Source organism: Paenibacillus sp. J31R109 (genome assembly GCF_059692055.1).
Genome location: NZ_JCAUAR010000007.1, coordinates 271417 through 287034, shown reverse-complemented (window position 1 = coordinate 287034; position 15618 = coordinate 271417). Strand labels below are relative to the sequence as shown.

Sequence of the window (15618 nt, the reverse complement as noted above, 5' to 3'; positions counted from 1 at the left end):
CCCCAGATTAGTTGTTAAAAGCGTCCGCTTTCCCTGTGCTGCTCAAAAATTCATTCATTTTTTCCCTAACGGTTTGCGTTACCGCATCACGGCCAGCTTGCAGCATCTCAGGTGACAAGTTCTTGCACTCTTCGTTCGTCATGCGTTCTTCACGACCGAGAGCTTTGAGCAAGGACAGTTCCAAATCGGTAGCAATATTCACTTTACTAACGCCGCCGCCAGGCAGATGATAGGCATTGCGCATCATCTCCGAAGGCACACCGGAACCCCCATGAAGGACAAGATGTACAGGGGTTAATTTTCTAATCTTCATCAGTCGATCATAGTCAATTTTGGGCTGCTTAACGACATATACGCCGTGGGCTGTGCCGCAAGAAACAGCAAGTGCGTCAATGCCAGTGATAGCAACGAACTCAGCTGCTTCAACCGGGTCTGTGTAAAGCTCTTCATCTTTATCTGTTTCCACGAAATCGGTCGTTCCGATCATCCCCAACTCGGCTTCTACGGATACACCTTTTGGTCGTGCATAGTCCACAACTTCTTTACTAATCGCGGCATTCTCATCAAAAGGCTTCTCAGAAGCATCGATCATAACGGACGTAAATCCTGCAGCAATCGCCTCTTTAATCGTTTCTAATTCCTTCGTGTGATCTAAGTGAAGGACGACTGGAACGGTAATTTTCATTGCTTCCACTTGACGGTAGAACTCTTCTCCGAATTCAGCTGCCGTAATGCCATAACGAACTAATTCTTTATGTGAAATCTGAACAATTAACGGTGAGTTCGCTAGTTGCCCTGCCTTCAAAACAGCTGCAATCATTGGTGTATAGCGCGGTGAAAAGGAACCAATGGCAAAATGGTTTGCTTCAGCCACCTCTAGTGCTTGTTTTAACGTAATAACTGATGAATTCGTGGATGTTTGTGGCATGATGAACTCTCCTTTGTACTCCTATTTTTATCCTATCTATCTATCTATCTATCTATTAAAGCTGCTCCATCACTTGTTTGACACGCAGCATGCCTAACCTTGGACTGCTAAGGTAACGTGTTTGCTCCTCTGGCGTAAACTGCGAAATGACTCTAGCCATGGATGCTTGTGCAAGAACGACCAGATCTGTTTTAGATGCAAGCTCACGTAGAACCTCAGCTAATTCCACATCATGTCCCTCTTTATCCCCAGCTAGCAGTTTCTGATAAGCCGATTTAGCTACAACAGCTTCAATGTGCACCGCTTTGCCAGCTAGCGCCGCTTTACCGGAAATCAATCGTTTTGTCGGTTGGAGTGTTGTTTCGAGCGTTGCTGCCACACCGATGGTTTCCGAAGAACTCACGGCAAACTCTGCCATCGCGTCATCAATTCGAATGATGGGAATGCTCAGCTGAGGACCTACACGAGAAACGAGCTCACCAATCGACGAGCATGCGCTTAAAATACAAGATGCGCCTGCTTTCTCTGCAATGAGTGCGTATTGACGAAAGCGATCTTCGATCTCATCAATTTGCCCACCGTTTGCGGCAAGCTGTGGCAAAATCGAATCATCCACCCAGTTCATCACTTCAACTCCTGGCAGAAGCTCATTCGCTAACGCTTTTAGACTGTCTACAGTGACGGGGGTTGTATGAATAATGGCAAGTTTATGCTTCATGACTATCGCTCCTTTGCATCCTTAGTAGGGCTTCTTCATAATTTCTAAAATAACCGGTTACGACTGCAGCGTGAATGGCTGCGCCGAATGCTGCTTCTTCCTCCACTTTCCCAAAAGTTAAGGGTAGCTGCCATTTCAACTGAGCTATACGCTGCATTGCAGCATTTTTACGAAGGCCATTGCCTGATGCAACCAGCCTGTCTAACTTCTCAACAATGTGTGTAGGAAACTGCTGTGTACAGCCAACTAACTCATCTAAAATGCCATGAAGGAATCCTGCTGTTAACTGTTTGGCCTTGAAATTATCTGCTCGAATTCCTTGAATAAAGCCCGTGGCTTGCGGATGCTCCCTAGTTCCGTAAAATTGGGTTCCAACTCGCAGCGGTGGTACAGCCTCCGTCATCGCTTCTTCCGCCAAGCGATTCATCGCCTCGTAGAGCTGGTGTTCATCCGCCTCCGCAAAAGCGCCAAGCACAGAACGGAAAAATTGTTCTAGCACTTCATACGATTTACCACCGCTAAGCGAAGCCCCAACAAGCAGATACCCCCCGTCTACGAACGGACGTGTTTCCAGCATGGGGGATTGTATCCAACTAGGAGAATATACGGACACTTGAGAGCCAGTTCCCACATTAACAAGTAAATTGCCTTCGAAAGTAGGAACTGCCCCCAGAAAGCTGGCTTGATTATCGCCAATCGCACAGACGACCTTCTTCCCGTCAGTCGTTTCTCCAACAAGCTGTCGGTCGATTGCAAGCTCTGGCAAATAGCCGACATCCATCCCTGCTGCGCTCAGCTTTTCGTTAGCAAATCTTCCAGTCTCCAGCGAATAGAGTCCAATACTTGCGGCGTTCGTCCGATCCATTAACGGAGCAGGCTCCCCGCAAAGCTTCATAGCCACATAATCACCAATTGTGCACAGCTTTACAGCACCCATTGGAATTTCATCTTGCTGCGTCAAATAAAAGTGTGTGACTAGGCCAAATCCCGTATTGATCAGATAACCTGTCCAGTCCTTTAACGTTTCTGCATAGGTTTGACCCGAAGCAAAATGAAGATCTCCACGGCCATCCTGCCATGTAAAGAGCGGGCTAACCGCTAGACCCTCTTTGTCAACATACAGCACGCCGTGCATTTGACATGCAATACCAATGGCATGAACGTTATTCCAGTCTTCCTGGCACTCTGCAATTAACGCATTGACCAGTTCTACAATCCGATCCCCATTTTGGGCACGTTCCCAAAATTCCGTAGCAGGTATTTCCGAGTCATTTGCTCTAGATGCAATACGAATAATGGTTCCGTCTTGGATATTGGTTACGACGACACAAATGGATGTTGTGCCAATATCAATGCCCGCCGTATACATCAAGCAACCCCTCCTTAGCGATCGAATAAATTCAACTCATTTTCATAAGACTGGGAAGCTTGTGCTGCATATAAAATAAGTCCAATGCACCAGGAATGAGATAGTGTCAACATCATTCCCTTAGGCTGAAAACAATTTGTATTGTAGAATCGTTCGGTAACCATTCCTTTATAGGCATTGAAATCGCCATCTTCCCTGGCAATAAATTGCAAGAAGCAAGATATATGATCACGGGTACGATCTAAATAGTAGCGATCGCCTGTATATGTCCATAGACGCAACATCTCAGGTACTGCGAATAGTCCATAATTGTGTAAGTGTTGGTTCGAAGTTGAGGCCTGATCTGCTCCACGTGAGCAATAATTGTATTGGGCCAGCAAGGAATGCTTCGGAAATTGTAAATTATACGTCCAGCGGAATGTCATCATCCAGTCTGCTGCGCTTGAGGCAAGTTCTAACCAGAGTGGCTGACGGTTCCACTCATACAACAACACATAAGAAACAACCGCATTGTATGCATCTTCTGACGTTGGTGTTAAATGAACATCTTCTGGCGCACCGTAGATATACTCGTCACGGATAAACCGCTCGTAATAACTTCCTCCACGAACTGCTGCAGCTGAGAATGCATCTTCTGCGAAATATTTTGCTCCCTCAAGTAAGGCTGCAATCCAGAGCATACCGCCTGCGCCGTCCCATTCTTGCACTTCACCCGTCTCACAATCGTAATAGGAGCCGAAGTTTCCATCCGAACGTTGATGATCGACCGCATATCGTAGGTTAGACAGCACGGCATGCTCCCAATCCGGATGCGCGATGCCCGCTTCTCGTTCGAAAGCTAACGCACGAACAAGAAATAACGTAGCTTCCGAGACCGTTCTTGCTTGAAGCCAAGTCCTCTTCGGATTCCAGCCAGCCGTCCAACCTCGGCCAAGCTCCCAGGAAGCCCAGAACGTTCCGTTCGGAGCAAGACCTGTTGCAATCTTATTCAAGACTGCAATCCCTGCATCCGTATAGGAAGAGTTATCTTTTTTCCTACCATACATCAGCAAAGCATACGCATAAGGCACACCGCTTACCCAGCTGACATGCATGTGAGGACGATCGCCCATCCCTTTCACATTGTTATTAAACTCTCGGTCGAACGCTGCCGTTTCCCTTAAGATGTCGTTCTCTTGGTCATAGTGCCATTCGTATAGGCCATGAGCCGTTAATTCTGCAGCTTGTTCTAAGCCCATCCACGGATTAAGACCGTGTTCTTGGCGATGTATCGCATACATTTGACGAACAAATGGATTATAGCTGTGTGGATCTGGTGTACCTGCATACACATAGAGATGGAGCTGCACTTTATCATTTGGCTGGAAGGTATGCATAACCAAATCAGCTGGTGCAGGCACAGCGTTGCCAATAAACGTGACAGGTTCCTCTTTGTATGGAAAGTTAAGCCAAATTTCCGTACCTGCCGCATTGCCGCGGAAGCCCAATCCGCTAATCCCGAGCGAGGACATCTCTTCGGTACAAAGTGCACCGCACATGCCGTCATTCCACGCGAATACAGCTGGAAGAGCTGCGCGGTCCGCACGGAAGGACCAGTAGTCTGACACCATTTGCTGCGGGTCGCCGCCTTGGAAATCATAACGCGGGTATGGACGCAAGTTCTTCTCGAATCGATTCTCTTTATAAAATGCACCCGGAATCATCCAGTCTGGTTTACCTGCTCCTTCTAACTGACAGCCAAACTGTAGGTTATGGGCAGATGCTTCCTTACCTCTATATTGAATGTCTACAAACACTTCGTAATAGTCGCAAATATCTTGATGCTGTATCCATGTTGAGCTCACCTGAAAGTTTGCGGATTGCCCTGACACTTCAAGCCCCTCCGAAGTCGATGATGCTGATCCCACAGGAACGATTTCCTTCTCCCCCTGTGGGTTGCTTACCGTTAGCAATTGGGCAAATGACAGACAGGCTTCCTGCCCCGATTCTGAATGTCGAATCTCAACTGCTTTTATGAACCCGGTATCCGATAATCGCCACTGCATCATCCCGGTACCTCCATGTCTTTCAACTGATAGATGTCAATTAAATTTAAGCGGAAAATCCGATCGGCGAATGTCATCGCTTCGGTTTCATCGAGTGCGCCTTCGGCTACCTTTTCCGTCAAAACATCGCCAACCACTTTCCTTGCTAGCTTCTGGTGAGCATACGTGCCTTCGATATAGTTATAATCGCCGCCAAAGCCCTGTATTTTGGTCATCGGTACCATTTCAATGAACTGATGAAGGATTTGTTTAGCCGCCGTCGGAGAAATGATGTATAGCCAGGTCAAATCGGCATACACGTTTTGGAAATTTTTCACGATACTTAAGTAGGGTAAATAATAAGGATAGCCACTGTGGAGCAGAACGAATTTCGTATCCTTGTACGCCAGCAGCAAAGGAATGAGCAACTCCACATTGGAGTTCGTAATCGTATTGCCGTTGTTTGAAACACTGACTTCATGATGTCCGGTATGAATTTGAATCGGGAGTCCGTAGGCTGTTGAACGCTGGATAATAAAATGGATTAAATAGTCCTGAAGCGCCAAGGTCTCAGCTTGAGAGAGCGACTCTTCCAGGCTGCAGCCCAATAATCGATTAAAAGCGAGCTCCGCTTCGTGGAAGGTCGGGTTCCCTGAAGCAAGGGAGCGCCAGTACGCATGTCCGAACTTCGTAGCGACCATGCCTTCCTGGACATATCTATGCAATAAGGCATCCACTGCATCTAAATATTGGCGCAAATGATACACGTTCACGCCAGACATCCGTTCTACAGCGGTAATATCCTTTAATGTTCGTAACTTAAATGCGAAATCCATAAACATAATGGGACGAAAACGATCGTAGTCCAACTTCGTTGTTTGGATGAGTGTAAAGGCAAGATCAATACCGGACCTTTCGGCCATGACATGCTCATACCAATTCGGGTCGTGCGTGGCTTGCAAGACCTTTTCATTCGCCTCTAGCAGGCTTTTCACGTTCCAATCCGTTACGTCATATAAATCTTCCATCGCGGTCCGGAACATCCGAGCATATGTTGTATTTTTCGTTTTATGCCAATAGTCCATAAACATCGAAGCTTTTTGCTCCGCAGCCAAGGAACTCTGTCTTCCCAGAACACCTTGCTTCATGCCTGCACTATAAAAATCAGAGTCCAAATAATGCAAGAGGGAGAATAGATCGTGATTTTCTCTCTTACGAATTTGCGGTGTTGCTAGATGTTCATGACCGTCAATGATGCGGATTCTGTTAACATAATCATGAAGGATGCTCATTTCCGGGTCTCTCTCCTTCTACATGCGCGGCTGCTTCATTCGAAACAGCCGCCCTCTATATTTGTCATTATTGAAGCTCTGGGAACGCTGCTTTCACTTCTTTTTGGAAAGATGCTACAACATCCGCATAACTTTTGTTATCTGTAATCCCTTGACCAGCTACTTTTCTCCACGTACTCAGGATGGAGTCGCTGTACTTATCAGACTTAATAACAGGCATCGCCTTCATCATCTCGTAGTAAGGTTGAAGTACTTTTTGATCGCCGGTCAGTGTGCCCGTGTATTTATCTACATTTGCATCATAAACACTTTGCAGTGCTGGCAAGTTTCCTCTTGCTAGCAAATCTGCATTTTGCCATTCTGCGCTTGCAGAGAACTTGATAAATTCATTCGCAATGTCTTTATTCGCTGTCTTATTGTAAATCGCACGGAATGTTCCACCGTTATAGAAACCTTCTGGTGTTTTGGCAACGCCAAATTTGCCGACCGCTTTGTTGTCTTTGTTGCCAATCATGAACGAAGCCCAAGCTGGCATAGCCACGAGTACAACACTGCCGTCATTCAGGGCATTTCCCCATCCGGCTGACATGAAAGGCAGTTTCGCATCTACGTTATTCGCGCGAATATCTTTCTGCGTGTTATAGACTTTTTCCCATTTCGCATCGATGTTTAATTTGCCATTCACATAGAAAGGCTGTGTATTATAGCTGGCAATATCGAACAAATCACCTGTATTCGCGATCAGATGAACTTTGCCATCGCTATCTTTTGCCACTTTTTTACCAAGCTCAATCATTTTATCGTAGGAGCTCACCATTTCGCTGATTTTCGCTGAATCATCGGTTCCAAGGAACTTTTTCGCATTTTCTTTCAAGTACCAGAAGCCGCCTGGCGAAGATTGGTCAGAGATCGCTTTAATTTTGCCATCCGATGATTTACCAAGCTCAGCTACATAAGGAATATAATTTTTTACAAGTTCATTGGCACCAATTGGCGCTAAATCCATTAAGAAAGGTGATTCGATGAATTTACCTACATAGCTTCTTTCAAGATCAAGCACGTCAGGTACATCCTTGCCGGATTGCAAGGCAGACAACAGCTTGATTTGATATTGATCACCTGGGAATACTTTGACATCCACTTTCACATTTGGATATTTCTTCTCAAATGCCGTTGCAATGCCCTTTGTTCCATCAAAGAAAGTCCAAAGAGAAAGCGTACCAGCGAGCTTAGTTGGGTCTACTGCTGGCGCAGCTGTTGCAGCTGGACTCGTAGTTGCCGAATTATTCGTATTCGATTTCGCGCCACATGCTGTCAAAACCCCTGTAGTTAGTACTGCAGTCATTAAAATAGATGCCCATTTTTGTGCTTTCATGAGAATTCGCCCCTTTGATGTGATTGATATAGTCGTTCTACTGGCTTGAACATAGTAGGATTATTTCCTATTAGAATAGAAGCGAATAGGTTCAGATAATCTCAACATTTTTTGGTGAGCATCACTCCTCTCAATATCCGTTTACTAGCCTTTAACAGCCCCGGCTGCAACACCGTTAATAATCCGTTTGGACATAAAAGAGAAGAAGACCAGAATTGGAATAACTGAGATAACAATCCCCACGTATTGTGCACCAAAGTCGGAGGAGAACTGCGATTTGACACTCGCGATCATCACCGGAAGGGTCTGCATATCACCGTCGAATAAAATAATCATCGGAACTAAGAAGTCATTCCATTTTCCAATGAAAGCAAAAATCGCTAACGTGGCCAGTGCTGGACTCATTAAAGGTAAAATAATGCGATGGAAAATTTGCATTTCACCATACCCATCAATTCTTCCAGACTCAATAATTTCAGATGGCACCGAGGTGTCAGCAAACTGTTTGACGAGGAAAATACCAAAAGCATTGTACATGGAGGTCAGCAACAGCGGATAATACGTATTCAGCATATGGAAGACATCCATTAATTTATAAAATCCGATAATCCCGAGCTGTCCAGGAATCATCATAGTTGCAAGCACCATCATGAACAGCACGCTTTTATAGCGAAAATTGTATTTGGAAAAGCCATAACCAGCTAAAGCTGCAAAATACACATTAATTAGGGTTGCTGTCACCGTGATGAAAACTGTATTACCAAATCCCCGCCATATGTTAACGGTTTCAGTCAAACGATGATAATTGACCAAGAATTGATTCCCAGGAACGATCAACAGCTTCCGAGCTATGTCCGAATTCGTATGCGTAGACGTAATCAGCATGCTGTAGAAAGGAAGTAAACAAGTCAGGGCTATCGCAATTAAACCCACATAGATGATGATTTTCAATAGTAACAGATGGAGTTCAAACGGTTTCTCTTCACTTCTAACCACTGGATGTTACCTCCTACTCGTTTAACTTAGATGCTTTCGCTGTAATCGCCGTTAAGATCATGACAACTACGAAAATGCCATATGCAACTGTTGCTCCGTAGCTATAATTGAAATTTTTGAACGCAGTTTCATATAAATACATGACCATTGTTCTTGTCGTATTGTCTGGACCACTCCCCAACATCAATGGGGCATCAAACAATTGCAACCCGCCGATAACGGAGGTAATGAACGTAAAAAGTAACACTGGACGCAATAAGGGAAGAGTAATATACAAGGTGCTTTGCCATTTGTTAGCGCCATCAATTTTGGCCGCTTCATACACTTCATCCGAAATGGACTGTAAACCAGCAATAAATACGATTAAATTAAACCCGAAATACTGCCAGCAAATGACACCAGATACAATCGTGCGCGACCACCAAGGGCTGCTGAACCAATTCACCGGCTCACTCACAATGCCCAGATCCATGAGTACTTTATTCACCGAACCCGTTTGCCAGTCGAACATTAAACTGAACATGACACCAAGCGTAATCGGCGTAATAATATGCGGAAAATAGTACACAGCCCGGAAAAAATGTTTACCGCGTATCCACTTCTCATTCAATACAATCGCAAGTACGAGCGCTATGATGAGCTGCGGAACAATTGACATGATCCAGATGATCATGGTGTTCCCTATCGTTTGATAAAAGTACGTATCATGCAAAAGCCGCGTGTAATTCGCGAAGCCGATATAAATCGGATCCGAAAATCCATCCCATTTGGTAAAGCTTAAATAGAATGTATATAAAATCGGGATCAAACCGAAGATGCCAAATCCGATAAAAAATGGGGCAATAAATAGATAGCCGTAATTCGACTTGTTGATTTTAGAAATCATCGCTCACAACCCTTTTCTAAAGTGTGGTACAAGATTGACGAATCATCAGTGTCGGTTTATACAAATGAGCTGTTCGTTCAACATCTTCTCCTTCGATCTGGGCAAACAACCCCTCAGCAGCCTTCATCCCTACGTCTTGCAGAGGCTGGCGAACGGTTGTCAATTTGGGGGATACCCAACTGGACAACGTAATATCATCAAACCCAACGATGGACATTTGTTCAGGAACTTGACGTCCTGATTCCTGTATCGCACGAAGTGCTCCAATTGCCGTTTCATCACTGGAAGCAATAACGGCCGTGAACCCTTCATGTTGCAGCAACTCATTCATTGCTTCATACCCGCCTTGATTACTCCAATCCGAGTTCACAATCCACTCTGGCCTGCATTCCATGTCCAAAGCGCTCATCGTTTGTTGTAAGCCCTTCAACCGATATTTAATCGGCCCCATATGAGCAGGACCCGAAATATAAGCAACGCGGCGATGTCCTAATCCATGTAAATAGGTCACTAAATCAGCAACCCCAGATGCGTTATCAATATCCACTGAGAACAATCCGTCCAATTCCCCATGATCCCCAATTAAAGCTAGTGGGTAGGGCACCTCGATCATGCGTGCCAGTTCCTGCTGATCTCTTTTCTGAAAGCTTAGCAGGATAATCCCATCAACATGTCCTTCATACAGCAGGTGGAGAAAGGAAGCTTCGTGCTTAGAATTCGATGTACCGCTATAAAAAATACAATTGTATCCTTTACGATTCGCAACAGCTTCAATCCCTCGAATAATACCTGAGTAAAATATGTTAGAAATGTTATCGACAACAATACCAATCGTATTCGTCCGACTCATTACTAATCTTCTTGCATTTTCATTGCGATGATAATTAAGGGATTGGATGGCTCTCTCTAACGCCTCTTCTGTGTCTTTCTTCACTTTCTGACCATTTAAATAGCGTGAAACCGTGCTCTTGGATGTATTCGCTACTCGAGCGACATCATGTATTGTTGGCCCCATCTTCTGCCTCCTTTATTCATTTACGAATCTTATATCCCCATTAATTGGGAACGTTCCCAAACTAGTGTGCGCAATCTTGTTTTGCAACTTGTCATCGTCGTTTTTATTATTGGGAACGTTCCCACATTTCATTCAAAAAAAATGACCTTTCGGTTCATCGTTGTCATCCAATTTTGGGATCGTTCCCAAAATAATTTCTGTTGGATCGTGTACCTATATGTTATCGCTTACAGCCAAGAATGTCAACGAATTAATTTCCATTGCCTTATACGGTGTGTGAACTCGAATAATCCGAATTAGCCGAACTAAATTACCACAAATGACTCCTATCCGTCAAAAGTATTCATTTAGTTCGGTAGAAGAGACTGTCGATTAATGAATGAGACTTAATAAATATGCAACTTAGTGAATTCTCATAAAAATTGACGGTTTTAGAGGAGCTTGTCTCTCCTTACAAATGTACGCTCACATGCGATTTCAAATAAAGGTGTGCCATAACGTTATTTGCTACATTGGCATGTTCTGCGAAGAAATAGCATTACGGAATAACGCTATTTCGACCGAATGGAGTGGTATTTATCCATTTATGGTGAAATAGCGTTATTTTATAACGTTATTCTCTCGTATTCTCTTCTAAACTAACAAATAAGATGTTTTCATAACGTTATTTTGCGAACGAGGTTCATCTCTATGTCATGGGAGCGATAAGTTATCTCGAGTTGCAAAAGTTCCAAAAAAGTTTATATATGGTTTAGTCATTTTTTATGAAAAAGGTCAATTTCAAAGACGGTTTTCTGTATACCTCAATGACTCATTCGTCTTCATGTTGAAGGAGATGCTTAACCGGACACACCATCACTTCAACACCTAACTGACTAATTTCGTCAAGTAAACTCTGTTCCACTAAGTCACTGGTTACTAGGATATCAACATCTTGAAAGCTCGAAAATGAGATCAGTCCTTGCCGCTCGAATTTACTGTGATCTGCTACGATAACAATCTTCTGCCCTGCTGCGATCATAGCCCTCTTTACTTCGGCTTCATAGAGATCAGAACTTGTAAATCCTTTGCGTTTGGAAATCCCAGAGGCGCCTAAGAAAGAAAAATCAGCATTATATTTTTGCAGCTCAAGTTCGGCTTGCGGCCCCACAAGACTCATCGATTTCTTGATTAGTTTGCCACCGATCATAAAGACAGAAGCATCTTCATTCTGACTGCTTTCTTCCGCCACATTTAACCCGTTCGTAACGACCATAAGACCTGGCACATTACGCAAGTGACGAGCGACACACCATGTCGTAGAGCCTGCATCTAAAATGACAATCTCGTCGCCTACCACCAAAGAAGCAGCCATTTTACCGATGGCATCCTTCTCCTCGTAGTATTGAAATTTACGCTGTTCAACAGGTGGAATCTGTTGCGAAGTCGTTTGCAATTCTTCGAGAAGAATGGCGCCGCCATAATTTTTTTGAATAATGCCATCTTGCTCCAATTGATTCAAATCACGTCGAATCGTTTCTTCGGAAACACTGAATTCCTTCACCAAATCTGCGACTTTGACACTGCGCTCTTGGAAGAGCAATTCTTTAATTTTGGTTCTGCGATGTATGGCTATCATGCCCAATCCCCCTCTAATCCTCGAATACCTTTTCACCTATTAGTTTCCGTATCAGAAAGGGATTTCTGACTGGGGAGTTTACATTTGAGATAAAGCAATGTTGCAAATCTAATATCGCTTTTCTTTGAGATGTTGTCAACCTTTTAGGCTGATTCTCTCCACTCCCATCACTGCCTTCACCGCTTTACCATTCAATCAAATCTGTCTCTACGATCGGTAGGCTCTGATCCGAAGGAACGCGGAACGTTTTAATTTCACAAGGACCAAATCGCGCCTTGATCGTTCGATTCGCATGCGGCAATTGAATGATTGCATCGGTTGTTTCTCTCGTTGTCTCATAAGCACGAATAATCAAGTCACAGCCATCTTCCGCTTTTTTCACTACGCTAACAATAATGTTGTCTTTATCTACATTTAAATAGGAAGCCTTCTGCGCTAGGGCGCCTTCATGATAGGACTCGATAATCGTCGTCGGACGTTGGTTCAATTCAAGTGCATGCTTAATGGTACCCGCCTGCTCCCAGCTTCCTTGATGCGGCAGCAATCTGTACGTAAACGATTGAATCCCTTGGTCAATAAAGGAATAGTGACCATGAGGCTCAGGGACAACTGGATCATGGTGGGCATAAATCGGGCTGCGAAGAACGGTCATTGCCAACTCTTTATTCATAATGCTGTAGCTGTATTTCGCATCATTCATCAACGACACTCCGTACGATGTCCCGCTATGTTCGCCTCCATCCCTCAAGATACCGCCATAATCTACCCAGCTCTGACCTGGCTCTTCTTCGCCATTGTGTTCTCTTTCCTTGAAACCATAAGGAATTTCGTACGTTTGTTTGGTAAATATCAAATTAATCGGGAATACCAATTTCAACATTTTGAACTGCTCACGCCAGTCCACTGTCACTTTGACGTCGATATAGTCCAGTTCTTTGAATAGTGTGAAATCCTGAACAATTTTCGAGCTGCCATATTCACTAGTAACACGGATCACGGATTTAATAGGCCCATGTTCCACACGCTGGATGCTCGTTGCAATGAAATCGCCAACTTTATTGTTAAAATGGAATACATTATGACTCCACGTATCCGATTTATCTTCGATAACAACAGGTCTAGCCGCGGGGCCGCGAAACACTTCGTACTGCACTTTCTTATCAAAAAGACTGGAAATGAAGCCTGTTTTGGGATCAAACTCCAAGCGGAGTCTATCATTTTCCAAGGCATAATCATTCGCTTTAATCGGCTGAACGACTAACCTGGGTTCCAGCGACGTTGTCTTCACCTTATACACGCGGTAACCCAACGAAGGCAGCTCCGCTATGAAACTTAGACGGAATCTACCGCCAGCGGTTGCCTGTGATTGCACCAATTGGAAAGGTACCTGTTTCCCCGTATCATCCACCACGACGGTCGTTTCCTTGATACCGCCAACTTCAAGCTCTATGTTCACCCGGCTGTCCCAAGAATGTGGATTAAATACCACAATTGGCTTCATGCCCTCTTCTTGTTCAATGCCAATATTCCAAGATAGGGATTGAATGGCATAATTCAATCCACGTTCTGCAATGGTCATGGCTTCACCGTGCATGTTGCGCGCATCTTCATACGCCGACTCTAGACTAGTTCCAGCCAGGATGTCGTGGAATTGGTTGAATAGGACATTTTTCCAAGCGCGGTGATAATCGGCTGGATAAGGCTGCCCCGTTACGATTTCTGATAGTGATGACCACTTTTCCGCTGCTAGGAGCGTATTCTCTGCTTGTCGATTCCAGTGCTTAATACCTGAATGAACTGCATAACAACCACTTGCATGATGCTGAAGATCATCGTGTACAACCGGTATAGGTAAATCCAAGGCTTCCATATCGGTAAAAAATTCATTCGGAGCCGCCATTTCCATCGTAGGGAATTCTGGTAGTGCGTTCATCCGCTTGATGCTGTTGATGTTCTCCTTGGTTGGGCCACCGCCATGATTACCAACCCCATAGAAGACCATCAAGTTGCCGAACGGATCTTTCAACTCTTCCATGCAGCGGCGTACATGCTTTTCCAAATCTTTGCCCCATGTGCAGTATTCGAATGGAATTCGATACGCCATGACACGACTGCCATCGTCGGATTCCCAATGGAATAACCGCCCTGGCAAGCCTTTTTCATTCGGCATGGGACGCATAAAAATATAGTATGGCATTCCGCTTTTGAGCAAAATTTGCGGCAGCATGCCGTGATGTCCGAAGCTATCGACGTTATAACCTACCTTCGCGGTTACGCCGAATTTCTCTTTAAAATACCGCTGACCATATAAGCCTTGACGGACAAACGACTCCCCGCCGGGTATGTTGCAATCTGGTTGAATCCACCAGCCTCCGACGATTTGCCATCTGCCTTCGTGGATGCGTTCCTTAATTTCTTCAAACATTTTACGATCGTTGTTTTCCACCCACTCATAGTTCGCAGCGGAGCTGGATGTGAAAATAAAATCGTCATATTCCTTCATGCGATCGAGCGCTGAGCGAAATGTTGCTTTGGTTTCTTGAAAGCCTTCCTGCCATTGCCATAGCCAAACTGGATCCAAATGGGCATTTCCAATCATGTAAAGTTTCTTATTTTTCATAGGTTCTCTCTACCTTCTCTCTACATAGTTACTTTCGTTGGAGCAAGCGAGTTAATACTGAAAGGTTTCACACATCGGTTTAAACCAAGGGTTAAAATACGTCCCTAGCTGTCTTCGAGCTTCAGCAACTTTCTTCTTTGCGTCATAGACCAGTGTCGGAGGCAAATGTCCGAAGGTCATCAAGTCAAAATCATAGGTTAACAACTTATCCAGAGAATGTTCCCATGCTGTCAGATCAGATCCAACCCTGGGATGGTAGCCGCCCCATAAGGTATCACCAGCAATTAATACGTTGTGTATGCCATCTTTTAATAGAAGAGACACACTCCCAGGCGAATGCCCTGGGGTGTGAATCACTTCCAATGTGAACTTGCCCACTTGCAAGATTTCCCCATCGTTCAGCGTCCTGTGAACTTGTACAGCTGGAAAAGGCTTGCCGTAGAGAAAAGCAGCTGTTCGATCATAATCGCCTTGTTCAACTTGCTCGCGATCATTTTCGTGAACCCACAGTTCAGCCTGGCTTTCCTCGGCAAGCTGCGCAAATCCGCCCACATGATCCCAATGACCATGCGTGGCAATCACTTTTGTAATATCTCGTGGATGTAGTCCAAGCTCTTCGAGGTTTCGTTTCAGTGCAGGATACCCCTCAGAACCTCCACAATCAATTAGGACAGGCTCGCTTCCTGTAAGTAAATAAGCACTTGCATCCCATGGATGGGTCAGTTTATCGCCTGAAATAACAAAGAAATCATCAGCAAGTTTGACTGCTTTGGGCAT

The 15618-nt window shown here is 44.6% G+C and carries 12 protein-coding genes; all 12 read right to left on the bottom strand.

What is annotated here, in order from left to right; genetic code table 11:
• Positions 1–7: 7 nt before the first annotated feature.
• Positions 8–928, bottom strand: coding sequence for a class II fructose-bisphosphate aldolase (locus tag AC58QT_RS19895; RefSeq protein WP_497410526.1), 921 nt, complete (start codon positions 926–928; stop codon positions 8–10).
• 55 nt (positions 929–983) lie between these two features.
• Positions 984–1646, bottom strand: a complete 663-nt coding sequence (locus AC58QT_RS19890; protein WP_497410525.1) for an aspartate/glutamate racemase family protein — start codon at positions 1644–1646, stop codon at positions 984–986.
• Positions 1636–3015, bottom strand: coding sequence for a sedoheptulokinase (locus AC58QT_RS19885; RefSeq protein WP_497410524.1), 1380 nt, complete (start codon positions 3013–3015; stop codon positions 1636–1638). Before AC58QT_RS19885 ends, AC58QT_RS19890 begins: the two co-directional genes overlap by 11 nt.
• Positions 3016–3029: 14 nt before the next feature.
• Positions 3030–5063: a hypothetical protein gene (locus tag AC58QT_RS19880; protein ID WP_497410523.1), complete on the bottom strand. Its 2034-nt coding sequence runs from the start codon at positions 5061–5063 to the stop codon at positions 3030–3032.
• Positions 5060–6331 carry an amidohydrolase family protein gene (locus AC58QT_RS19875; protein WP_497410522.1) on the bottom strand — a complete coding sequence of 424 codons (1272 nt, stop codon included), beginning with the start codon at positions 6329–6331 and terminating at the stop codon, positions 5060–5062. Before AC58QT_RS19875 ends, AC58QT_RS19880 begins: the two co-directional genes overlap by 4 nt.
• A gap of 67 nt (positions 6332–6398) precedes the next feature.
• A complete protein-coding gene (locus AC58QT_RS19870) occupies positions 6399–7706 on the bottom strand; it encodes an ABC transporter substrate-binding protein (RefSeq protein ID WP_497410521.1) in 1308 nt (435 codons plus the stop codon).
• Positions 7707–7850: 144 nt separating this feature from the next.
• Positions 7851–8702 (bottom strand): carbohydrate ABC transporter permease, encoded by an 852-nt coding sequence (locus tag AC58QT_RS19865; protein ID WP_310500613.1) that lies wholly within the window; start codon positions 8700–8702, stop codon positions 7851–7853.
• 13 nt (positions 8703–8715) lie between these two features.
• Complete coding sequence (locus tag AC58QT_RS19860) at positions 8716–9588, bottom strand: carbohydrate ABC transporter permease (protein WP_310500612.1); 873 nt, start codon at positions 9586–9588, stop codon at positions 8716–8718.
• Positions 9589–9604: 16 nt separating this feature from the next.
• A complete protein-coding gene (locus tag AC58QT_RS19855; protein ID WP_497410520.1) occupies positions 9605–10603 on the bottom strand; it encodes a LacI family DNA-binding transcriptional regulator in 999 nt (332 codons plus the stop codon).
• An 811-nt stretch (positions 10604–11414) separates the two neighbouring features.
• Complete coding sequence (locus AC58QT_RS19850) at positions 11415–12221, bottom strand: DeoR/GlpR family DNA-binding transcription regulator (protein WP_497410519.1); 807 nt, start codon at positions 12219–12221, stop codon at positions 11415–11417.
• Positions 12222–12405: 184 nt separating this feature from the next.
• Entirely contained in the window at positions 12406–14841 is a 2436-nt protein-coding gene (locus tag AC58QT_RS19845; protein WP_497410518.1) for an alpha-mannosidase, read from the bottom strand.
• A gap of 51 nt (positions 14842–14892) precedes the next feature.
• Entirely contained in the window at positions 14893–15618 is a 726-nt protein-coding gene (locus tag AC58QT_RS19840; protein WP_497410517.1) for an MBL fold metallo-hydrolase, read from the bottom strand.